At 72.8% G+C, this 21,448-nt stretch carries 15 protein-coding genes and 4 pseudogenes; 10 read left to right on the forward strand and 9 right to left on the reverse strand.

Annotated features, from left to right (window positions below; translation table 11 throughout):
• Positions 1–10 precede the first annotated feature (10 nt).
• The 3 genes and pseudogenes from KGS77_RS07330 to KGS77_RS07340 form a co-directional block, all read right to left on the reverse strand.
• Complete coding sequence (locus tag KGS77_RS07330) at positions 11–391, reverse strand: hypothetical protein (RefSeq protein WP_242579609.1); 381 nt, start codon at positions 389–391, stop codon at positions 11–13.
• A gap of 582 nt (positions 392–973) precedes the next feature.
• Positions 974–1,417, reverse strand: a pseudogene (locus KGS77_RS07335) (indole-3-glycerol phosphate synthase); the annotation flags it as partial.
• Positions 1,418–1,640: 223 nt separating this feature from the next.
• Positions 1,641–2,534 (reverse strand): pyrimidine reductase family protein, encoded by an 894-nt coding sequence (locus tag KGS77_RS07340; RefSeq protein ID WP_242579611.1) that lies wholly within the window; start codon positions 2,532–2,534, stop codon positions 1,641–1,643.
• 104 nt (positions 2,535–2,638) lie between these two features.
• Here KGS77_RS07340 and zapE point away from each other — a divergent pair.
• The 3 genes and pseudogenes from zapE (at position 2,639) to KGS77_RS07355 (ending at position 6,395) form a co-directional block, all read left to right on the forward strand.
• Positions 2,639–3,732: pseudogene (gene zapE, locus KGS77_RS07345) on the forward strand (cell division protein ZapE).
• Positions 3,733–3,880: 148 nt separating this feature from the next.
• Positions 3,881–5,275: an alkaline phosphatase PhoX gene (locus KGS77_RS07350; RefSeq protein WP_242579616.1), complete on the forward strand. Its 1,395-nt coding sequence runs from the start codon at positions 3,881–3,883 to the stop codon at positions 5,273–5,275.
• Positions 5,276–5,423: 148 nt separating this feature from the next.
• On the forward strand, positions 5,424–6,395 hold the full coding sequence (locus KGS77_RS07355) for a polysaccharide deacetylase family protein (RefSeq protein WP_242579618.1): 972 nt from the start codon (positions 5,424–5,426) through the stop codon (positions 6,393–6,395).
• Here the strand turns inward: KGS77_RS07355 and KGS77_RS07360 are convergent.
• Positions 6,352–6,666, reverse strand: coding sequence for a hypothetical protein (locus tag KGS77_RS07360; RefSeq protein WP_242579621.1), 315 nt, complete (start codon positions 6,664–6,666; stop codon positions 6,352–6,354). The two genes, KGS77_RS07355 and KGS77_RS07360, sit on opposite strands and share 44 nt — an antisense overlap.
• A 440-nt stretch (positions 6,667–7,106) precedes the next feature.
• Positions 7,107–7,784 carry an AIM24 family protein gene (locus KGS77_RS07365; protein ID WP_242579623.1) on the reverse strand — a complete coding sequence of 226 codons (678 nt, stop codon included), beginning with the start codon at positions 7,782–7,784 and terminating at the stop codon, positions 7,107–7,109.
• A 250-nt stretch (positions 7,785–8,034) separates the two neighbouring features.
• Here KGS77_RS07365 and KGS77_RS07370 point away from each other — a divergent pair, with 250 nt between their 5' ends.
• Complete coding sequence (locus tag KGS77_RS07370; protein ID WP_242579624.1) at positions 8,035–8,811, forward strand: peptidyl-tRNA hydrolase; 777 nt, start codon at positions 8,035–8,037, stop codon at positions 8,809–8,811.
• 183 nt (positions 8,812–8,994) lie between these two features.
• Here the strand turns inward: KGS77_RS07370 and KGS77_RS07375 are convergent, their stop codons facing one another.
• Positions 8,995–9,387 (reverse strand): darcynin family protein, encoded by a 393-nt coding sequence (locus KGS77_RS07375; protein WP_242579626.1) that lies wholly within the window; start codon positions 9,385–9,387, stop codon positions 8,995–8,997.
• A gap of 146 nt (positions 9,388–9,533) precedes the next feature.
• Here KGS77_RS07375 and KGS77_RS07380 point away from each other — a divergent pair, with 146 nt between their 5' ends.
• Positions 9,534–10,487 (forward strand): LysR family transcriptional regulator, encoded by a 954-nt coding sequence (locus tag KGS77_RS07380; RefSeq protein WP_242587338.1) that lies wholly within the window; start codon positions 9,534–9,536, stop codon positions 10,485–10,487.
• 129 nt (positions 10,488–10,616) lie between these two features.
• On the opposite strand, the gene KGS77_RS07385 is transcribed toward KGS77_RS07380, so the two are convergent.
• Complete coding sequence (locus tag KGS77_RS07385; protein WP_242579628.1) at positions 10,617–11,549, reverse strand: nuclease-related domain-containing protein; 933 nt, start codon at positions 11,547–11,549, stop codon at positions 10,617–10,619.
• 342 nt (positions 11,550–11,891) lie between these two features.
• Here KGS77_RS07385 and KGS77_RS07390 point away from each other — a divergent pair.
• The 5 genes and pseudogenes from KGS77_RS07390 (at position 11,892) to KGS77_RS07410 (ending at position 18,966) form a co-directional block, all read left to right on the forward strand.
• Positions 11,892–13,374, forward strand: a pseudogene (locus KGS77_RS07390) (DUF692 domain-containing protein).
• Positions 13,371–14,438 (forward strand): TIGR04222 domain-containing membrane protein, encoded by a 1,068-nt coding sequence (locus tag KGS77_RS07395; protein ID WP_242579630.1) that lies wholly within the window; start codon positions 13,371–13,373, stop codon positions 14,436–14,438. Before KGS77_RS07390 ends, KGS77_RS07395 begins: the two are co-directional and overlap by 4 nt.
• Positions 14,439–14,573: 135 nt before the next feature.
• Positions 14,574–15,317, forward strand: a pseudogene (locus KGS77_RS07400) (DUF4142 domain-containing protein); the annotation flags it as partial.
• 455 nt (positions 15,318–15,772) lie between these two features.
• Positions 15,773–16,711, forward strand: a complete 939-nt coding sequence (locus KGS77_RS07405) for a DUF1996 domain-containing protein (protein ID WP_242579633.1) — start codon at positions 15,773–15,775, stop codon at positions 16,709–16,711.
• A 416-nt stretch (positions 16,712–17,127) separates the two neighbouring features.
• Positions 17,128–18,966: an alpha/beta hydrolase gene (locus tag KGS77_RS07410; RefSeq protein ID WP_242579635.1), complete on the forward strand. Its 1,839-nt coding sequence runs from the start codon at positions 17,128–17,130 to the stop codon at positions 18,964–18,966.
• Between the two features lie 127 nt (positions 18,967–19,093).
• Here KGS77_RS07410 and hemQ read toward each other — a convergent pair whose 3' ends face one another.
• Together hemQ and hemG are read right to left on the reverse strand one after the other, a co-directional pair.
• The gene (gene hemQ / locus KGS77_RS07415) at positions 19,094–19,840 is read right to left on the reverse strand and encodes a hydrogen peroxide-dependent heme synthase (protein ID WP_242579636.1); all 747 of its coding nucleotides are present in this window, start codon (positions 19,838–19,840) and stop codon (positions 19,094–19,096) included.
• 10 nt (positions 19,841–19,850) lie between these two features.
• Positions 19,851–21,347, reverse strand: coding sequence for a protoporphyrinogen oxidase (gene hemG / locus KGS77_RS07420; protein WP_242579637.1), 1,497 nt, complete (start codon positions 21,345–21,347; stop codon positions 19,851–19,853).
• Between the last annotated feature and the right edge of the window lie 101 nt (positions 21,348–21,448).

Here is a 21,448-nt window from a genome sequence, read left to right on the forward strand (position 1 = left end):
TGCGTGCTGCTCAGCCCGCCTCGGGCCGGCCGGGCCGGGCGGCTTGCGCTCTGGCCTGCCGTCGTCGGCGTGCTGCGGTCCGGTCCTGTCCCGGTGGCACGTCGGTATGGTCCGGGCCCGCACAGGCCGTCGCTTCACCACCCGCAGGGCTGGTGGCTGCACCGGCAAGGGAGACCCCCTTTTCCTCGTTTCCCTCTGCTCCCTCGGTTTCCTCGGTTTCCTCGGTTTCCTCGGTTTCCTCGGTCGGTGCGTGTTCCGGAGCGTCCAGGGTCTCTCCCGCTGTCGCCGGCCCGGCCGACTCGCGGTGGGCCCGAACGATCGTGGAGTCCGCTCCGACCGGTTTTAGGCGGACCTGTCCACGTGCGGCGGCCTCGGCGATCAGCGCGGTCATCAAGCCTTGCGGGCACCCCGGCCCCGGCCCAGCCGTTGCATCGCGGGAGCGGTCTGAAGCAGACCGTGGGCCAGGCCCCGTACCGTTCCGGGACGTCACGCCGGCTGCTGCCCGTGCGGAACCGCCGAAGCACCCCGTTGAACCGGTCCCGCACCCGGCGCGGCAGCGGCCAGGTGGCCGCTGCCGGCAGATGCGGCCCGATCAGAGCGCCCTCGGCATCCGTCACATCACACCGCTCCACAGCCGAGTACTACCCGCTACCACCCGTCCGAGGTGGCGCCGCACCGAGCCGCAGCAAGATCCGAACCTTGAACAGCTCCTACTGGTCCTGAGCTCTGGACGCATCCGAGGAACCGGCAGAACCCATGGGGTCTGCGGGGTCTGTGGAACCCGCAGAGCCCGCAGAACCCGCAGAGCCCGCGGAACCCGTAGGGCCCGTGGATCCCAGCGGGCCGGCGGGCGCGTCCGGGCCATGGGCCGGATCGCCGGCTCCGTCACTGTCGCCGTCACCGCCGCGGGCGGCCCGGCCCGCGGCGGGTCGCCGGTGACCTTCCGGGCCACGTCCTGCGCCGGGTCGTCGGCCGCGTGCGAGAACAGTTTCAGTACGGGCACGCCGACCTTGTGGCGGGCGCGGGAGGCCCAGTCCCGGTGGAAGAACTCCTCGACGAAGTGCGGGGCGGTCAGCACGATCACCTCGTCCGCCCCGGTCTGGTCGACGACGCTGCGCAACAGGTCCAAGGGGTGGTTCTCGACGACCTGTCCGACGGCCTCGGCGCCGGCTCCGCGCAGCGCGGCCAGGGTGTAGGACAGGGCACGTTCGGCGGGCAGCTCGGCCTGCGCGCCTTCCGGCTCGTCACCTTCCCGTACGGCTTCGTCGAACTCGCCGAGCGCGATGTCGTCGATGGCCCGCAGCAGAATGTCCTGCTCGCCGCGCGGCTGCATGAGGACGACGAAGGAGACCTGGTCGTCACCGTGCAGTGTGGTGACGAACTCCACGTCGGCGGGCGTCAGAGGCTTCTCGATCATCAATACGCTCGTGAACACGACGGGCGCCCTTCTTCTCTTCTTCGCGGGCTCCACCGGAGCGGAACCCGACGGAAACCGTCCTGCCCCGTCGCCACACGGGGCCTGCTGGCCTTAGTGTGCCCAGCGGAAGCTAAGCGGAACGGACAACTCCGCGGATTGTCGGGACCGGCGGCCGGGACCGGCGGCCGGGGCGACGATCCGGCTCCGTCGCCGGACCCGGCGGTCAGGACCGGCGGTAACGCGTGAAAAGGAAACCGGCCTCCTCCAGTACCGATGCGAGTGTGAAATTCTGCGGAGCCGTCGCCGGCATCGCGTTCATGATCCGCGATGCGTCGCCGGCCACCACCCGTGGCGCAAGTGTCAGACACAGCTCATCGAGTGCCCCGGAAGCGGCGAACTGACCCAAAAGTCTGGGACCGCCTTCCGTGAGCAGCCGGGTGAGCCCCCGCTCGGCCAGCGCTCCGACGACCCGTGAGGGGTCGACCGCCGCGCCCTCGCCCGCGAAGACCACCTCGGCGCCGGCCTTGCGGGCCGCCCGTACCCGGTCCTCGGACGCCCCGGCACCGGTCAGTACGACGGTGGGCACCAGGGGCTCGGTGAACAGCGGCAGCCCGAAGTCCAGGTCGAGGCTGGCGCTGACGACCGCGATGACGGGCGCGGGGCCCTGGCCGGCCGCGGCCCGGCGGGCGGCGAACGCCTCACGGGCACGGGCCGGGCGGTAGCCCTCCTGGCGGACCGTTTCCGCACCGACGACCACCGCGTCGGCGAGGCCGCGCAGCACCCCGAAGATCTTCATGTCGGCCGCGCCGGACAGCGGCTGGGAGCGCCCTTCGTGGTGGGCGGCGCCGTCCAGCGAGGAGACCATGTTCGCGCGCAGCCAGCCGTTCTCGCGGGCCCCGGCCGGGCCCTCGCCGTGCGCCGGCCGGGCGGCGGGCCCGGGGTAGGCGTACGCGTCGGCCAGCTCGTCCGGAGTCCACTCACGGTCCTCCAGACTCCACTCACGGCTCTCCGGGCTCCGCTCGCGGTCCTGCGGGCTCCCCTCGCGGTCCGTGCCGGGCGCGGAACCGGGGGCGGAGGAGGATGCGGGCTGGGCGGGAAGAGGGAACAGGCGTCGCATAGGCGGCAGTGTGACATGCCTCGCTCACCGGGCCGAGCCCTTCCGCGCAGCGACTACCCTGGACGGCTGTGTCGCCTTCCCATTCCCCCTCCCAGCCCTCCCCCATAGCCGGACCGCCGGCCGACGGGGCACGGCGCCCCTCGCGCTCACCGCGCGCGCCCCGCACGTCCCGGCCGACCGCCTGGTCGCCGAGATGGTGCCGCCGCCGCGTTTCCAGGCGGCGCGCTTCGCCACGTACATACCGGACCCGAACCAGCCCAGCCAGACCGCGGCGGTAGGGGCTCTCAGCGATTTCGCCGCGAGCATCGGCGGCGGCAGCGGCAGCGGCAGCGGTGGGAACGGCGGCGACGGCGGACGGCGCCGCTGGTTCGCCAGGAAGCCCCAGGCGCCCAAGGGGCCGCGCGGCGTCTACCTGGACGGCGGCTACGGCGTCGGCAAGACGCATCTGCTGGCCTCCCTGTGGCACGCGACCGCCGCGGCCCCGGAGCTGAAGGCGTTCGGCACGTTCGTGGAGCTGACGAATCTCGTCGGCGCGCTCGGCTTCCAGCAGACCGTACGCACCCTCAGCGGACACCGCCTCCTGTGCATCGACGAATTCGAGCTGGACGACCCCGGTGACACGGTTCTGGTCTCCACCCTGCTGGGCAAGCTCGTGGACGCGGGCGTCGCCCTGGCCGCCACGTCCAACACCCTGCCCGGCAAGCTCGGCGAGGGCCGGTTCGCCGCGGCCGACTTCCTGCGCGAGATCCAGGGGCTGAGCGCGCACTTCAAGCCGCTGCGCATCGACGGCGAGGACTACCGCCACCGCGGCCTGCCCCAGGCCCCCGCCCCGTACGACGACGCGACCGTCACCGATGTCGCGCGGCGCACGCCCGGCGCCTCGCTGGACGACTTCCCCGCCCTGCTGGAGCACCTGTCCAAGGTCCACCCCAGCCGGTACGGCGCGATGTGCGACGGCATCACGGCCGTCTGTCTCACCGACGTACGGGCGGTCCCCGACCAGTCCACGGCGCTGCGCCTGGTCGTCCTGGCGGACCGGCTCTATGACCGGGAGATACCGGTGCTGGCCTCCGGCAAGCCGTTCGACGAGCTGTTCGCGGACGACATGCTGCGCGGCGGCTACCGCAAGAAGTACTTCCGTGCCATATCCCGTCTGACGGCGCTCGCCCGCGACGCCGGGCCGCTGGTGACCGCGTAACGCCACAAAGTACGGAGGTACGGGAGGGTTACGCGGACGCGCGGACGTACGGAGCGGCGGCGCGCGTACGGTTCCCGGCGGCCGACGCGCGTGCTACACCATGCGGGTCACATCAGGTCACACACCTGTCCGCCAGCAGGGAGTTGCCATGTCCGCGACACGACGTCAGATACTGGCCCGAACCGGCGCGCTGGGGGCGGGTATCGCCTTCGCCGGCAGCATCGCCGAAATCTTCGCCGGGCCGGCCACCGCCACCGCCCAGGGCCTGGCCCGGGGCGGTTACGGCCCCCTGATCCCCGACCCCGACGGGCTGCTCGACCTGCCCAGAGGTTTCCGCTACCGGGTGCTGTCCCGTGAGGGCGACCCGCTGCGCTCCGGGGAGGGCCGGGTCCCCGGCAACCACGACGGCATGGCGGCCTTCCCCGGGCCGCCCGGTGTCCCCGGCCGGTCCGGGCGCGTCCACCTCGTCCGCAACCACGAGAACCGCCGCAACTCCCGCGTGGCCGTACCCGCCGTCGAGGGCCTGACCTACGATCCGGCGGGCGAGGGCGGCTGTACGGTCCTGGCCCTGGACCGTGAGCAAGGCGTCCTGTCCGAGCGCGTCGCCATCGCCGGCACCTCCACCAACTGCGCGGGTGGGCCCACCCCCTGGAACACCTGGCTGACCTGCGAGGAGACCGAACTCAAAGCGGGCCAGGAGGGCTACACCAAGGACCACGGCTTCGTCTTCGAGGTCGATCCGTACGACCCGCGCCGCACCGGCGCCGTACCGCTGACCGCGCTGGGCCGCTTCCAGCACGAGGCGGTCGCCGTCGACCCGTACCTCGGCACCGTCTATGAGACCGAGGACGCCTTCGACAAACCCTTCGGCCTCTTCTACCGCTTCCACCCCCGCAGACCGCTGGGCGGACGCGGCTCGCTGCGCGCGGGCGGCCGGCTCCAGGCGATGCGGGTTCCGGGCGTCGCGGACCTCTCCGCCGTCCAGGAGCCCGGGACCGTCTTCGAGCACGTCACGTGGGTGGACGTCCCCGACCCGCTCGCCCGGCAGACCCCGGTCCGCCTCCAGGACTTCGGCCCGGCAGGCATCACCCACGCGCAGAAGCTGGAGGGCTGCTACTGGGGCGGCTCCTGCGTGTTCTTCGTCTCCAGCTTCGCGCGCCGCGCGGCCGGCTCGGCGGCCGACCACTACGGACAGGTGTGGAAGTACGAGCCGTACCGGAGCCGGCTGACCCTCGTGGTCGTCTTCGGCCCCGGCACGGACCCGCAACTGCCCGGCGACTCCCCCGACAACATCTGCCTCGCGCCGGGCGGCGGCCTGATGGTCTGCGAGGATGGTGACGGCGCCCAGTACGTCTTCGGGCTGACCCGGCGCGGTGAGGTGTACGCGGTGGCCCGCGGCCGACAGAACATCGGGACGCCGACGAAGCCCGAGTGGGGCGAGTTCGCCGGCGTCACCTTCGCCCCCGACCGGCGCACGATGTACGTCAACTGCTACACGCCCGGCACGACGTTCGCGATCACCGGGCCCTGGGCGCGAGGGTGAGCGTGAGGTGAGGTGAGGTGAGGGTGAGGGTGAGGCGAGAGTAAGGAACGACGGCCGGGGCACGGGGCGCCTGCCGGCCGGGTGATCCGGCGGGCGCGTCGTACGGACGTACGGGCCGAGCCGGTCACGGCCTGCCTACGCTCCGCCCATGCCCACCAGCCGCCCGCGGTCGCCGTCCACGCTGCTCGCGCTGCTCACACTGCTCGCTGTGGCAACGGCGACGGCGGCTACGGGCTGCGGTGCCCCGGCCCCCGCCTCACGGGTCGCCTCCGCACGGGTCACTGCCGCACCGGCCGCCCCCTCGGCCTCCCCCTTGTCTTCCCCCTCCTTGTCTTCCCCCGCCGCTCCCCCGATCGCAGAGGGAGGGACGGTGGCGACCTTGCCGGCCGCGCCCGGAGGCCGTACCCCCGTCTTCACACACGCAGGACGCGGTCCGGGCGGTGGCCGGGGCGACAGCCGGGACGGCGGCCAAGGGCACCGGCGCGTGGCGCTGACGTTCGACGCCGACATGACCGCGGACCAAGGGGCGCGGGCGGCGCGCGGAGAGCGCTTCGACCACCCCGCGCTGATCGCGACCCTGCGCCGCCTGAAGGTGCCCGCCACGGTCTTCATGACGGGGCGGTGGGCCGAGGAGTACCCGGACCAGGCCCGTTCGATCGGCCGCGACCCCCTCTTCGAGGTCGCCAACCACTCCTACAGCCACCACGCCTTCACGCCCTCCTGCTACGGCCTGCCGACCGTCCCGCCGGGCGGGATGCGCGATGACGTGGAGCAGGCGTTCACCGCGTTCCGGCGCGTCGGGGTGCGGTCGGTGCCGTACTTCCGCTTTCCCGGCGGCTGTTACGACGACCGGGCGCTGCGGGCCGTGGCACCGACCGGGGTGACGGCGGTGCAGTGGGACGTGGTGGGCGGGGACGCGTTCGCCCGGGACCCGGACCGGGTCGTGGACCAGGTGCTGTCGGGGGTGCGGGACGGCTCCGTGGTCGTCCTGCACTGCACGCGCAGCGCCGCACCGGTCACCGAGGAGGCGGTACGGCGCATCGTGCCGGCCCTGCGCGGGCGCGGATACCGTACGGTCAAGGTCTCGGAGCTGATCGGCGGGCCGGCGCCGCCTTCTTGAAAAGCTCGATCACCGCCAGGTAATTGTCGCCGCCGTGCCCCGTTGCGATGGCCTGCTCGGCGAATTCCCTCATCTGGCGGGGCAGTGCGGTGTGCACGTCCTGTTCCTCACTGGTCCGCAGGATGTGTTCCAGCGCGGTCAGGTTCATTTCCATGGAACCCATGTCACCCGGGTAATGCCGTTCGTCGATCGCGGGTGCCTGCGCAGCGAGGGACGCGGTCACCACGGAGGGCATGAACCAACCGAGCGCGAGTTCCGCGAACTTCGTCACTTCGACTCCCGCCGTGCCCACCAGGGCTGCGGCGTGCAGGAATCCGTTGATCGAGGCGTACCGACCAGACCGTCGGCTTTCCCGGGGGAACGATTCCATACGGTCGTGGGGTGACCGGCGGCCAACAGGGCCCGGGCCGGTGCCAGCCCCATGGGGCCGAGACCGATGAGCGTAACGGGCGTATCCGTTGCGGCGGTTGACCGGGACCGCGCCGGAGAAGACGCCCGGGAAGACGGGGCGGAAGGCGTGAGAGAAGAGGGGAAGACGTGGCGATCATCCGCGCCACCGTGCCGCCGGACGCGGCGGCCGGCTCGGCCTGCGCCCCCTGAGACGGGGACACAGGCACTCCGACGGGAGCGGGGAACGCCGGGGAAGCTCAGGTCTCAGAGAAAGGCCGGCGGGAGCGCGGGCACTCCGGCGAGAGTCAGGCTCTCAGTCCCTCAGTGCTTGGCCGCCGCCTCGGGGCGGGCTTCGCTGGGGCGTACGACCACGAAGCCCTCGCCGTCGAGCCGGAGCTGCACCGCCTCGCCGGAGCCGCCGCGCAGCATCGAGCCCAGGCTCTGCGAGCGGTGCAGGGAGGTCTGGAGGGACGCGCTCCAGGCCACCACGGCGTCGGTGTCCACGAAGACCGGGGACTGCGGCGAGACGGGGATGACGATGGGGTTGCCCTCGCACATGATGCCGAGTTTGCCGTGCCCGGTGAAGACGGAGTTGAACAGTCCGCCGGCGGCCATCCCGGCACCCTTCACGATCTTGATCTCATAGGAGAGGCTGGGGTCGAAGCACAGGACGTTGCGGCCGTTGACGGTGAGGGCGTCACCAGGTGCGAGGTCGACGATGAAACAGTTGGCGGCTTCGTGGGCGAACCACACCTCGCCCCGCCCGCGCACGGCCATCAGCGCCAGGCCCTCGCCGGTGACGGCGCGCTTGATGAACTTGCCCACGCCCTGCCCCTGCTTCTCGAACCGCAGGTCGCCGCGGTAGGCGACCATCGCTCCCTGGCGCGCGTAGCACTCGCCGTCGACGGCGTATTTGAGGGACTTGGCGTTCTGCTGGGTCATCCCGGGCGCGGTGGCCGGCTTGACCATGTTCTCGGAGGCGAAGAGGTCGCTGTGCATGGACATGATAATCGCCCGGATTGCCACGATCCGCCAGTTCAGTTCCACGCATGGGTTCCACGTGTGCCGTCCGCGCGCCGCGCCGTCCGTACATGACATGTGCTGCGCGGTCCGTACGACACACGTCGGTCCGTACATCCGCACGTCCGTACAGTCCGTACGGTCCGTACGCCCCACCGTCACAGCGCCCCACCGCCCTTCGCGCCCGGCCGCCGCGGGCACCGTCGGCGCAGGCTGGCAGACTGGCCGGGTGACCAGCACAGCCAGCAACGACCACCCCGTCCCTCCCTCCGGGACGGCCGACGGCGACGGCCCGGCAGAGGCGTTCCGCGGGGAAGCCAGCGACCGGGACGAGGCGCCCCAGTTCGTGCTCCCGCTTGTCGTACGGATGGAGCGGGCCGATCCCCCGGCACGTACGGACGCGCTGGAGACGGCGGCACGGGCCGTCCTGGTGCTGCTGTCGGACGAGCGCGCGACCGGGGACGGCGAGTGGGCCGCGGCCGTACGGGACTGGCAGGACGCCCGTATCCGCAAGGTCGTACGGCGGGCCCGCGGCGCGGAGTGGCGGCGGGCACAGGCCCTCCCGGGGATCACGGTCACCGGCGAACGGGCGGAGGTACGGGTCTTCCCGCCGGTGCCGCTGAATGGCTGGCCGAAGGAACTGGCCCGATTGCAGGTCTCGGGCACCGAGCTGGACGACCCGCGGCCCGCCGCCGCGCCGGACCCCGACCGGCCCGTGCTGTGGCTCAACCCCGGCCTGAAGATGTCGGCGGGCAAGGCGATGGCCCAGACCGGTCACGGCGCGCAGCTCGCATGGTGGGAACTGTCCGAGGCCGAGCGCACGGCCTGGCGCGAGGCCGGCTTCCCCCTGTCCGTACGCGTGGCGGAAACGACGGCCTGGCGCCGCCTGACACACAGCGGACTCCCCGTGGTCCGGGACGCGGGTTTCACCGAGATCGCGCCCGGGAAAACCGTGGTGGCCGAGGGAGGCAGTCGCTACTGCCCTCTCCCCGGTGGACGCCCGTAGGCGGTCGCCTGCGCCCGGAACGCACGGCCGGGCTTGTTGCACCACATATCGGGCCTGTTGCACCACCTATGCGGACCGGGCTCGCCACGACGGCCTTGCCCGCAGGCGCGGTCTTCGCGTGTACGGGTGTGCGGGCAAGGCCGTCGGTCCATCGCTCCTGCTCACTCGTCCGCAGGGGCCGTATCAGGTGGTGATGGTGGTGATGGGGTCGACGCCGTAGGTGCGGGCGTAGCCGTTCTCGGTGCCGACGAGGAGGTCGACGACCTCGAAATAGCGGTCCCAGAACGGTGTTTCGCGCAGGGCGTCGATGAGGAGCTGGTAGGCGTTGTGGTCGTCGGCCTCCCAGACCCAGACGTCGGTGACGCGGGTGGAGTAGAACTCCGTGTCGTAGAAGCGTGACCGGACGCCCTTGGTCTTGGCCTGGACCGCGGGCATGACCTCGGTGGCGAAGGCGTTCACCCGTTCCTGGGGGGTCATGGCGAGCCACTCGGGCATGGTCTTGATGAGCATGAAGGCGGTGACCGGCGGTGCGGTTTCCTCGACGGATGTGACGGACGTGGCGGACGTGACGGACATGGCGGGTGCCTCCAAGGTGGCGGGTTCAGGATGACGGCGGGTCACAAGACCTCGCGGGTCGTACCGAGTGGTACGACCTCATCCTGCGGAGGGCCGCGGTGTTGCCACAATGGGAACTTCAGCAACGGATCATTGCCTGAAGTGGAATAACCCTGGTGAACAATGCAGAGCCGGTCATCGACGCCCAACTCGCCGTCGCGCTGGACGCCCTGCTGACCGAACAGAGCGTCACCCGCGCCGCCGCGCGCCTGCACACCTCCCCCGCCGCCATGAGCCGTACCCTCGCCCGTCTGCGCCGCGTCCTCCAGGACCCCCTTCTGGTCCGGGCCGGACAGACCATGGTTCCCACGCCCCGCGCCCAGGCCCTGCGCGACGAGGCCGCCGCGGTGGTGCGCCGACTGGGAGCGCTGCTCGGTCCCGGCACCGGCGTCGACCCCGCGGACCTGCGCACCACCTTCACCCTCCAGGCCGCCGACCTGGTCGGCGCGGCACTGGCCCCCGGACTGCTGAGGCTGGCCCGGCAGGAGGCGCCCGGGGTTTCGCTGCGGTTCCGGGCCGAGGAGCTGGAGGCCGGGCCGGCCTTGCGCGACGGCCACATCGACCTGGAGGTCGGGGCCATCGACCACGTCGACCCCGAGACGCAGGTCGAGGAACTGGTCACCCTCCGGATGACGGCGGCCGTCCGGCCCGGCCACCCCCTCGCCGGAAAGACCCTGACCCCGGCCCGGCTCGCTGCCGCCGAACATGTCGCGGTCAGCCGGCGCGGCCGGTTCACCGGCCCCCTGGACACCGCCCTGGCCGAGCACGCCCTTCACCGGCGGGTCACCGCGGTCCTCCCCAGCCACCTGGCCGCGATGGCCCTCGCCGCCCGCAGCGACGTCGTCTGTCTCATCCCCACGGCACCTCCCGGCGCCGCCCCCTCGCCCATCACCGACGCCGCCACCACCCTCGGCCTGCGCCTCCTCGACATTCCCCTGCCGCTGCCGCCCGTGACCATCGGCATGGCCTGGCATCCCCGCCACGCCGCCGACGGGGCCCACCACTGGCTCCGCGACGCCGTCCGCCGCGTCCTTCGCGCCCCCGGCAGCCCAACTGCCTGACGCGGCCGGGCCCCTTCGGCTGCGGGGCAGCCGCGACCGGGGAGGAGTACGCGCCCGGGTCCTGCGCGGCCGTCGGGGCTGTCGGGGTCGTCGGGGCCGACTGTTACGTGGTGCGCACGGTCGGCCGTTTCAGGCGGGAAGCCAGGTGCGGCGGTTTCTGGCGATGGTGTGGATGCGTTCGATCCGGGCGGGGGCGAGTACGCCGCCTAGCGTTCCCAGGGCGGCGATGCCGCGCTCGTCGGGGATCACCTGTACGTCCCGCAGCGCCGGGTCGGTCTCCACCCGTGCGGCGCCCACGAACGCCAGTACCGGGCGTGCCTGGACGCGGAATCCACAGCCACGGGTCAGGACGTACGACGCGCGCCGGGCGTTGTGGCGGCACCAGCGCACGTACGGCTGCGGCTGGCGGTCGCGGCCGGCCCGGACGACCTCCTCACCGACCCATACGTACGCCTTGCGGACATAGTGCGTGCTGACACACAGAACGCCGCCGGGGCCGATGAGCAGATGGTCGATGCCGGTGTCGGGCGGCAGCGGTACGGAGTGCAGCACGTACCAGCCGCCGGGCGAGAGGCGGTCCAGCTCCGCACCGACGGCCTGTATGCCCGCCAGGCCGCCGCGCCAGGCGTCCTGCGGCGGATGGCGGCCCAGGAGACGGGCGAGGAGGAGCGGGAGTCCGGCGCGCGGGTGCTCGGCCAGGCGGGCGCGGAGCGTCTCGCCGGGGCGGTTCGGCGCGAGGTCGTCGTCCGGCGGCAGGAACAGCCGGTCCGGGTCGGTCGCGTAGTGCGTCTCCTGTTTCGCTTCCCAGTCAGTCACCTCCCGGGAACGGCTCAGGCGGCCGTCGTCGGGGCGGCCCCGGTCTTCGCGGCTCACCCGGCTCTCGCGGTTCTCCCGGCTCTCGCGGTTCTCCCGGCTCGCTCGGCTTTCCCTGCCGGTCCGGCGTTCGCGGCGTTCCTGGCGTTCGCGGCGTTCGCGACTCTCCCGGCCTTCCCGGCTTTCCCGGTCTTCCTCGCTGCCGCCGGAACCGGTGCCGTCCGCGGCCCTGTTGCGCCACTCGTCCATGCCCCACCACCCCGAGGGCCATAGCAGCAGCCTCCCGGCCCCCGTGCAAGAGGGACAAACATTTGGCTCCCCGGACCGCGTGCACCGAGCCGTCCACTCCTTGGGCATCAGCGCGTACGCGAACGGGTCGTCGCAGGTCAGGGGGATGGAGCAGGGGCGGGGTGAGTATGAGGGGCGCGGTCGCGGGACGTACGGTGGGATCTGCGTCCGGCCCTCGGACGGCCACCAAGCTCAAATCAACCTCTGAACCGTCCGCCCCGAGGGTTGGCCCGCACCGGACGGGGCCATCAAGTACCGGCACACCGTCCACGGCACCCGTGCCACGCAGTGAAAGGGGGAGTCATGCGGCACCTGGGAACCGGCATCGGCTGGCGGCCGGAGATCGCCACCGAGATCGCGGCCCTGCCCGGCATCGACTGGGTGGAGGTCGTGGCCGAGAACATCTGTCCGGGTCATCTCCCGCCCGCCCTTCAGGAACTGCGTGACCGGGGCACCACCGTCGTCCCCCACGGCGTCTCGCTCGGGCTCGGCGGCGCGGACCGGCCGGACGCCGGCCGGCTGGCCGCCCTCGCCGCCCGCGCCGAGGCCCTGGACGCGCCGCTGGTCACCGAGCACATCGCGTTCGTACGGGCCGGCGGCCCGCTCACCGCCTCACCGCCGATGGAGGCCGGGCACCTGCTGCCCGTGCCGCGCACCCGCGACGCGCTGGACGTGCTGTGCGAGAACGTCCGTATCGCACAGGACGCGCTGCCCGTACCGCTTGCGCTGGAGAACATCGCCGCCCTGATCAACTGGCCGGACGAGGAGATGACCGAGGGGCAGTTCCTGGCCGAGCTGGTACGGCGGACCGGTGTACGGCTGCTCATCGACGTCGCCAACCTCCACACCAACCACGTCAACCGGAACGAGGACCCGGCCGTGGCACTGGACGAGCTGCCGGTCGAGGCCATCGCGTACGTCCATGTCGCGGGCGGCGTCGAACGGGACGGCGTCTGGCACGACACCCACGCCCACCCGGTGACACGGCCCGTCCTGGACGTGCTCGGCGAGCTGTGTGCCCGCGTCACACCGCCCGGGGTGCTGCTGGAGCGCGACGAGGACTTCCCGGACGGCACGGAGCTCGCCGCCGAACTGGACGCGATACGCGCGGTGGTGACGGAGGTACGCCATGCCGCTGCCGCCTGAGCCGGATACCCAGAGGGCCGACGTACCGGAGGCCGGTATATCGGAGACCGAAGTACCGGAGGCCGGCATATCGGGGACCGAAGCATCGGGGACCGGCATATCGGGGATCGGTACGCCGAGGACCGAGACGCCCGGGCCCGGTACGCCAAAGGCTCGTGGACCGGAGCCCGGTACGCCTCGGACTCGCACGACAGACGCCCCCGCATCCGGCACCGACGCCGCGCGGCAGCGGCTGGCGCTGGCGCAGACTGCGCTGCTGTCCGCCCTCGTCGCCGGCACCCCGGCCCCGGAGGGCTTCGACCGCCGCCGGCTGCGCGTACAGAGCCGGGCGCTGGCCGCCAAGCGTGCCTCCGTGGTCGCCAAGGTGGCCCCGGAGCTGCCGGAGATCCTCGGCGCGGACTACCGGGACTCCTTCCTCGGCTATGCGTTGCACCGGCCCCTGCACGGCGGCTACCGGCAGGACGCGCTGAACTTCGCGGCCCATCTGCTGGCCGGGGACCTGCCCGCGGACCCGGCCGCCCGGCGGCGGCTCGCGCAGTGGTGGCGGGACCGGGCGGGTCCCCGGCCGCCCTCGTCCCGCCCCTGGGCCCGATTCCTGCGAGCCGCACGGCTCGCCCCGCAAAGAAAGCACCACTCGTGACCTTCGCACCACTGATGTTCCTGGCGGTCCTCCTCTCGTCGCTGCTGCTCGTGATCGCCACGGTCCGCTTCCGCTGGACGCCCGTGAAGCACAGGGTGTCCACCTGGCGCAGCACGCCGCGTGGCCGGGACCTGTGGGAATCGGCGTTCCTGGCCGGCGGCCCCGGACGGGTCGCCGACGTCGCGATCACCGCCATGCACCAGGACCGGCGGCTGTCCATCGGCGGCCCCGGCGCGGTGTCGGTACGGCGGCCCGAAGCGAACGGCGCGGTCGAGGAAGCCGTCCTCGAAGCGCTGGACCGTATTCCCGGCGGCTCGCTGGCCGCGGTGCGCCACGCCGTCATGCACAGCCCGGCGGTCCAGCAGATCGGTGACCGGCTGGCGGACCTGGGGCTGCTGCGCCGCCCCGGCCCCGCCCGGCCGTGGCGGCGGCTGGCGACCGTCCAGATCTGGCTGTGTGTGGCCGCCTTCGCCGTCAGCCTGGTACTGACCGTCACCGGGACGGTGGGCCACGGGCCCTGGGAGCTTCCGTACGTCTGGAAGACCGTGCCGGGGGCCGTCCTGGGGGTGGTCGTCGGCGCGATCTGCCGACGCGCCCTGAAGCGGCGGCTGACCGAGGCCGGCGCCGATGCCCTGCGCGCGTTCCGGAACAAGCACAGGGACATCAGGAAGGGCGCGGGTCCCACCGCCGCCATCGGCGTGGCCCTCGGCGGCACGGCCGTGCTCACGGTCAAGTCGCTGCGCGACCAGCTCACCGAGGCGCAGCTCGCCACGGGCGCCGCCGCCTCCGGCTCCTCCCGGTCCTGGTGGCCCTCCTCGGGCTCCTCCTCCGGCTCGGCCTCGGGCTCCTCCGACAGCAGCTCCACCATCTGGTTCCTGACCAACGACTCCGGCGCGGCGTGGTGCGGCTCGTCCGACGGCGGTTCGAGCTGTGGCGGGTCGTCCTGCGGTGGCGGTTCGTCGTGCGGCGGTTCGTCGTGCGGCGGCTCGTCGTGCGGCAGTTCGTCGGGCGGTTCCAGTTGCAGCAGTTCGAGTTGCAGCAGTTCGAGCTGCGGGAGTAGCTGAGTCGCCAAGGAGCGCGCGGGGCCCGGGCAACCGGTCAACGTACCAGCGGGGGACGGCCGTTGAGCGGGCTTCCCCGAAGGGGAGACAGGCGTGCCCCAGGGCGCACTAGCGTGCGGTGCCGCATCAGGAGGCATCATGCGATCCCTTACCGGCACCGGACTCGTCGTTCTCGCACTGCTCGCGACGCTCACCGCCCTGCTGTTCCCCATCTGGTCCTTCGCGAACGGTACGGAAGGCGCCGGCGGGACGGCCGGCGGCGCCGCCACCCAGACCGTCGCCACCCAGTTCGGCCCGCTGTCCGCACTCGACCGCGACTTCGTCGCACGGGTGCGGCTGGCCGGGCTGTGGGAGCTGCCCGCCGGCCAGCAGGCCCAGGAGCGCGGTACGGCCCAGGCCGTGCGCGAGGCGGGCGACCATCTCGTGCAGGGCCACACCGAACTCGACCGGCGGGTACGGGAGGTGGCCGCCCGGCTCGGCCTCGACCTGCCCAGCCAGCCCAACGAGCAGCAGCGGCACTGGCTGTCCGAGCTGAGCGCCGCGCACGGGCCCTCGTACGACCGGAAGTTCGCCAACATCCTGCGGCTGGCGCACGGCAAGGTCTTCGCGGTCGTCGCCCAGGTCCGCGCCACCACCCGCAACTCGCTCGTCCGGGGTCTCGCGGACGACGCCAACACCACGGTCCTTGACCACATCTCCGTCCTCGAACAGACCGGGCTCGTCGACTTCGACGCCATCGCCAGGGACGCCGCCACCGCCTCGCCGACGCCGCCCCCTTCCGCACCGCCGCCCTCCGGTGGCGCGGTCCCGGCCGCCCCACCGCTGCGTGCCACACCCTCAGTGACGTATTCGCTGCCTCCGGCCGCCTCCTTCCCGGCCCCTCCCCGGAACCGGATCCCCCCGCCACCGGGGCCGGGACGGGGGCCGGGGCCGGGACGGGGGCCGGGGCCGGGACCGCCCGCGCGTCCCAGGACGCCTCCGGACCGGCCGGTTCCGCCGCCCGGCCACATCAGCAGGACGAACCCGACCAGCCCCCACAGGACGAGAAGAAGTGACCGCCCATGCCAGGCCATCAGCCCACCCCCCGCCACCGTCGCCGCCTCGGCGCCCAGCATCTCGTGCTCCTCGCGCTCTTCGCGCTGCTCGGCTCCGCCGGTGTCTTCGTCTCCGTCACCTCGAACGCATCGGCTCGCAACGCCGCCTCCCCTTCTGCCAGTTCTTCCGGCCCTGCCGGTTCTGCCAGTTCTTCCGGCCCTGGCGCCGATTCCGGTTCCAGCCCCGCTTCCCCTCCCGCTCCCCCGTCCCGGGACACCTCTCCCACACCGTCGTTACCCAGCGTGACACACCCCACTGACAACCACCCCGCGCACGGCGGTCCGGCCGCCGAGGACTTCGCCGACATCCGCTCCGTACGCCCCTCCGTACAGCGCCCGCCGAACGGGCCCGGCGCCTCGACCGGCACGTTCACCAGCCGCTGCGGACGCAACGAGAACGGCCACAACAACCCCGACAACTTCATCGTCACCCCGGGTGTCACCAACGGCGCCCACCACCTCCACGACTACGTCGGCAACCTGTCCACCGACGCCTTCTCCACCGACGCCTCGCTGCGCGCGGCCGGTACCACCTGCGCCCAGGGCGACAGGTCCACGTACTTCTGGCCCGTGCTGCGCCTGCGCGACGACCGGGGCCGGCAGCCGGGCGCGAACGGGAGCGCCAACGGGAACGCGAGCGGGAACGCGGACGGGAACGTGGGCCGCGCGCTGACCCCACGGGACGTCTCCCTCACCTTCCTCGGCAACCCGGCCGGGAAGGTCACCGCGATGCCCGAGGCGCTGCGCGTCATCACCGGTGACGCCAAGGCGTTCACCAACGGGACCGCCAACGCCCGCGCCCAGTGGACCTGCACGGGCTTCGAGGACCGCCGGCTGAGCGACAAGTACCCGCTGTGCCCCGGCGGCAGCCAGGTCGTGCGCCTGCTGGACTTCCCCAGTTGCTGGGACGGCACCTCGACGGACAGCGCCAACCACCGCACCCACATCGTCTTCCCGGACCGCGTCACCGGCCGCTGCCCCGCCGCCACCAAGGCCGTCCCCCAGTTGCGGATGCGGCTGACCTACTCCGTCCCCGCCCGGCCGCTGGCCTTCGCGGTCGACAGCTTTCCCGAACAGCTCCACAAGCCGGTCACCGACCACGCCGACTTCGCCGATTTCATGCCGCGAAGCCTGATGGCGGCGGCCGTACGCTGCATCAACTCCGGCCGCCGCTGCGGCTGACGAGGCCACCGCTGCGGCTGACGGAAGGCCGGAAGGGGCGACGGGGGCCGGGCCGGAAAGGCCGGGCCCCTCTGCTTCGTCCCATGCCCCCCTGCTTTGCCCCACGCCCCTCTAGTTCCGTCCCGGCCCGGTACGCCATACCACCGGTTCCCGCCCACGGCACCTTGGCGATAACCCGATCGGACGGGGGCGGCCGGCCCGGCGACGGCTCGCGGGTGTCGCGTACCCGCCCCGCCGTACGCGGCCCGGCCGCACCCGCGCGTTCCGTTCCGCGCCCCGTACTCCACTCGTCCGGGGCATAGCCTCCGACACCGGCGCCCGGTGCTTTACTTCATCAACACTCGCGCCAATTATCCCTTTTGTATGCACACCCTCGCCGGGCTTCACGGGCCCCGCGCCGCACGAAGGGACGGCATGTGAGAGCAGCAGCGTTGTACGGCACCGTCGGATCACTGGTCGTGACCGCACTGGTCGCCTTCCCTGCCGACGGGGCCGCCGCGCCCGTCCCGCCGGCGCCGGCGCCCCCGATGGCGGCTCCGGCGTACTACACCCCCACCCCCCTGAACACACCGCCGACGACGCCCACCACTCCACGGCCCCCCACGGTGACGCCGACCCGCCCCCCGGTCCAGACCCCGGCCCCCACCTCCTCGGCGACGAGCCCGGTCCGTCCGCCCATGAAGGACCCGGTCAACTCCCCCAGTCCCGCGGTCGCCCCGTCCACGGCCAAGCCGCTCCCGGTCAGGCCGCCCACGGTCACCCTGCCCGCGGTCGCCGTACCGCCCGCGGCCCGGCCGCCCCTCCCCGTCGCCCGGCGCATCGCCTTCGGCCGCTGCGCGCCCGTGGAGCACCTGCCCTCCGTCGTGGAGTGCGGGAAACTCACCGTGCCCCTGGACTACGCCCACCCCGACGGCAAGAAGATCGATCTGACCGTCAGCCGGCTGCGCTCCAAGGGGACGGCCGCGGAGCGCCAGGGCGCCCTGGTCTACAACCCCGGCGGTCCGGGCGCCTCCAGCATGAAGTTCCCCATGTACAGCGCGATCGGCACCTTCCGCAAACTCCTGGACGCCTACGACTTCGTGGGCTACGCGCCACGCGGCGTCGACCGCTCTGCGCCCCTGTCCTGCCAGAAGCCGGCGGAATTCGCCAAGGCGCCCACCGACAGCCCGCGCGTCCCTTCGGAGCGCTACAAGCGGCAGCGGACCCTCCAGGCGGCGGCGTACGCGCGCGGCTGCGCCCGTAACGCGGGCCGGTCCCTGCGCCACTTCACGTCCCTGAACAACGCCCGTGACCTGGACATGCTGCGGGCCGGGCTGGGCGAGAAGAAGCTGACGTTCATGGGCGCCTCCTACGGGACGTACTTCGGCGCCCTGTACGCGACGCTCTTCCCCGGGCATGTCCGCCGGATGGTCTTCGACAGCGTCGTCAACCCCGATCCCCGGCAGATCTGGTACCGCAGCAACCTCGACCAGAACATCGGCTTCGAGCGCCGCTGGCGCGACTGGCGCCGGTGGGTGGCCAAGCACGACAAGACCTACCACCTCGGCACGACGGAGCAGGCCGTGCACCGCTCGTACGAGACCGCCCGGGACCGGCTGCGCGGCAAACCCGCGGGCGGCAAGGTCGGCCCGGGACAGTTGCAGGCGGCCTTCCTGAAGACGGGCTACAACGACGGTTACTGGGCACGGCGCGCCCAGGCGCTCTCCGCCTACCTCAAGGGCGATCCCAAGCCGCTGATCGCACAGGCCGCACCGAAACCGGAGTCCGCCAAGGAGGACGAGAACGGCAACGCCGTCTATACGGCGGTCGAGTGCAATGACGCGCCCTGGCCGCGTGACCTGCGCAAATGGGATGCGGACAACACCCGTGTCGCACGCGTGGCGCCGTTCGAGACATGGGACAACGCCTGGATGAACCTGCCGTGCGCCTTCTGGCCGCACAACAGCGGCGGACCGCGCGGCGACCATTCCTCCCCGCTGGACGTACGGGTCGCGCCGGGCGCGCTGCCGCCGGTCCTGCTGCTGGCCGCCGAGCACGACCCGGCGACGCCGTACTCGGGCGCGCTGGAGCTCCAGCGCAGGCTGCCCGGCTCGTCCCTGGTGACCGAGCGGGGCGCCGGGACGCACGGTGTCGCCTTCGGCCCCAACGAGTGCGCCAACGAGCACGCCGAGACGTATCTGCTGACCGGGAAGACCCCGGGTCCGCGCGCGTACTGCGCGCCGCGCCCGGAGCCGGTCGCGGACACATCGGCGTAAGGGAGCTCGCGCGGTCCGTACCGGTTCGCGGGGTTTCCCCGGTGCGTATGCGTTCGTATGCGTTCGTACGCGTACGGAGTCCGGAGCCCGGCGGTCCCACTGACGGACCGCCGGGCTCCGGAACCGCTCAGGCCAGGCCGGCGACCAGCTCGGCGACCGGCTTGCGGCGGCCCGTGTAGAACGGGATCTCCTCACGGACGTGCATCCGCGCCTCGGAGCCGCGCAGGTGACGCATGAGGTCGACGATGCGGTGCAGCTCGTCGGCCTCGAAGGCGAGGATCCACTCGTAATCGCCCAGCGAGAAGGACGGCACGGTGTTGGCGCGCACGTCCGGGAAGCCGCGGGCCATCTTGCCGTGGTCCGCCAGCATCCGCCGGCGGTCCTCGTCGGGGAGCAGGTACCAGTCGTAGGAGCGCACGAAGGGGTACACGCTCACGTAGTCGCGGGCGACCTCGTCGGCCAGGAACGCCGGGATGTGCGACTTGTTGAACTCGGCGGGGCGGTGCAGCGCCATGTTCGACCAGACCGGCTCCAGCGCCCGCCCGAGCCGGGTGCGGCGGAAGCGGTTGTACGCCTCCTGGAGGGCGTCGGAGCTCTCGGAGTGCCACCAGATCATCACGTCGGCGTCGGCACGCAGACCGGAGACGTCGTACGTGCCGCGCACCACGACGTCCTTGGCGGCGAGCTGGGCGAACAGCTCCTCGACCTCGTCGGCGTAACCGGCGCGGTCCTCGGGCAGCACGTCACGCAGCTTGAAGACCGACCACAGCGTGTAGCGGATGACCTCGTTGAGGTCCTTCGCCTTCTTGCCGGCGTTCGGGATCTTCTCGGGAGCGGCCCCGGTGGGGTTGTCAAGGGCGGAAGCGTCAGTCATGGGTACATTCTCACTCGCCCGATGCGGCGGCTTGCGGCAGGGTGTCCAGGATGTCGTCCGCGGCCGTGCGCCCGGAGGCGATGCAGGCGGGGATGCCCACGCCGTCGTAGAGCGCACCGCACACCCGCAGCCCGGGCAGCTTGCCGGCCTCGGCCCGGATACGGGCCACCCGCTCCAGGTGGCCGACCGGGTACTGCGGCAGCCCGCCGTCCCAGCGCGTCACCCGCTGCGCGACGGGCCGGGCGGCCAGCCCCACCGCCTCGCCCAGGTCGCGCAGCGACAGCTCGACCAGCTCGGCGTCCTCGCGCCGCAGGTCGGCCTCCTCGGCGTAGCGTCCGACGGAGGTACGCAGCACGAACACGTCCGGGTCGGCGGCGGCGATCCAGCCCCACTTGTTGCTCGCGAAGGTGGACGCCTTGATCGTGTGCCCGTCGACGGGCGGTACGAGGAAGCCGCTGCCGGACAGCGCCGTAGCGATGTCCGCGCGGCGGAAGGCGAGGGTCACCAGGGCCATCGAGGCGTACTCGACGGCGGACAGTTCGGTGGCGGCGGCCGGTGCCTCGGTGGCCAGCAGCGCGGCGGCGGCGGGCGCCGGGGCGGCCAGGACCACGGCGTCCGCGTCCAGCACCGCCGGGCCGCCGCCGTCGCCGTCCAGGACCACGCGCCAGCCGTCGGCGGTCCGCCGCAGTTCCCTGACCGGGGTGTGCGTGCGGATGTCGCCGCCCGCGGCCCGTACCGCCTCGGCGACGGCGGCCGGCAGCGTCCCCACGCCGCCGTCGATGCCCATGAAGACCGGCGCCGGCGCCTGGCCCGGCCCGGCGGCCCGCGCCGCCGTCCGCGCCTGGATGCCGCGTATGCCCTCGATCAGCGAGCGCCCGGCACGCGCGGCCTCGAAGAGCTGGGGGACGGCGGCGCGCATCGAGATGCGGTACGCGTCGCCCGCGTACACGCCGCCGAGCAGCGGCTCGACGAGCCGGTCCACGACCTCCCGGCCGAGCCGGGCCGCGACGTACTCGCCGACCGCCACGTCCTCGCCGACCTCCGTACGCGGCAGCGCCCGGTCCTCGGCGATCCGCTCCAGACCGGGCGGCGAGATCACCCCGGAGGAGGCGAGCAGGTCCAGGTCACCGGGAACGCCCATCAGGTGCCCCTTGGGCATGGGCCGCAGCGCGCCGCGCGTCCACAGGGCGGCGGTCGCGGTGGCGGGCGGCTGGAGCCGGTCGCCGAGTCCGACGGCACGCGCGAGATCCACCGCCTCCGGCCGTCTGGCCAGCATGGCTTCCGCGCCGAGGTCGACGGGGACACCGGCGATCTCACCCGCGAGCAGCTTTCCGCCGAGCCGGCCGGTCGCCTCCAGCACGGTCACCCGCGCCCCGCCGCCGGTCAGCCGGTGTGCCGCCGCCAGGCCCGAGATCCCTCCGCCGATGACGACGACATGTCCGGGCGCCCGGCCCGTACCCGTTTCTGCGCCCGTGTCCGGGCGCGTACTGGAATGCGCAGCGCTCATGGACCCACTCTCTCAGAGGCCCTTGGGGGACCCGCAGGGAGGCCGTACGGAGTCCCGTCCGTGACCGCATCGAAATTCCCGGACGGCAACCCGTGACGCGC

Origin of the sequence: Streptomyces sp. MST-110588 (assembly GCF_022695595.1) — a bacterium.
Lineage (GTDB): Bacteria > Actinomycetota > Actinomycetes > Streptomycetales > Streptomycetaceae > Streptomyces.

Excerpts from the sequence above, each read along its gene's own strand:
- KGS77_RS07375 (WP_242579626.1), bottom strand. The coding sequence starts at position 9,387 with ATGTCCGTCACGTCCGCCACGTCCGTCACATCCGTCGAGGAAACCGCA.
- KGS77_RS07385 (WP_242579628.1), bottom strand. The coding sequence starts at position 11,549 with ATGGACGAGTGGCGCAACAGGGCCGCGGACGGCACCGGTTCCGGCGGC.
- hemQ (WP_242579636.1), bottom strand. The coding sequence starts at position 19,840 with ATGACTGACGCTTCCGCCCTTGACAACCCCACCGGGGCCGCTCCCGAG.
- KGS77_RS07340 (WP_242579611.1), bottom strand. The coding sequence starts at position 2,534 with ATGCGACGCCTGTTCCCTCTTCCCGCCCAGCCCGCATCCTCCTCCGCC.
- KGS77_RS07355 (WP_242579618.1), top strand. The coding sequence starts at position 5,424 with ATGCCCACCAGCCGCCCGCGGTCGCCGTCCACGCTGCTCGCGCTGCTC.
- KGS77_RS07365 (WP_242579623.1), bottom strand. The coding sequence starts at position 7,784 with ATGCACAGCGACCTCTTCGCCTCCGAGAACATGGTCAAGCCGGCCACC.
- KGS77_RS07330 (WP_242579609.1), bottom strand. The coding sequence starts at position 391 with ATGACCGCGCTGATCGCCGAGGCCGCCGCACGTGGACAGGTCCGCCTA.
- hemG (WP_242579637.1), bottom strand. The coding sequence starts at position 21,347 with ATGAGCGCTGCGCATTCCAGTACGCGCCCGGACACGGGCGCAGAAACG.
- KGS77_RS07350 (WP_242579616.1), top strand. The coding sequence starts at position 3,881 with ATGTCCGCGACACGACGTCAGATACTGGCCCGAACCGGCGCGCTGGGG.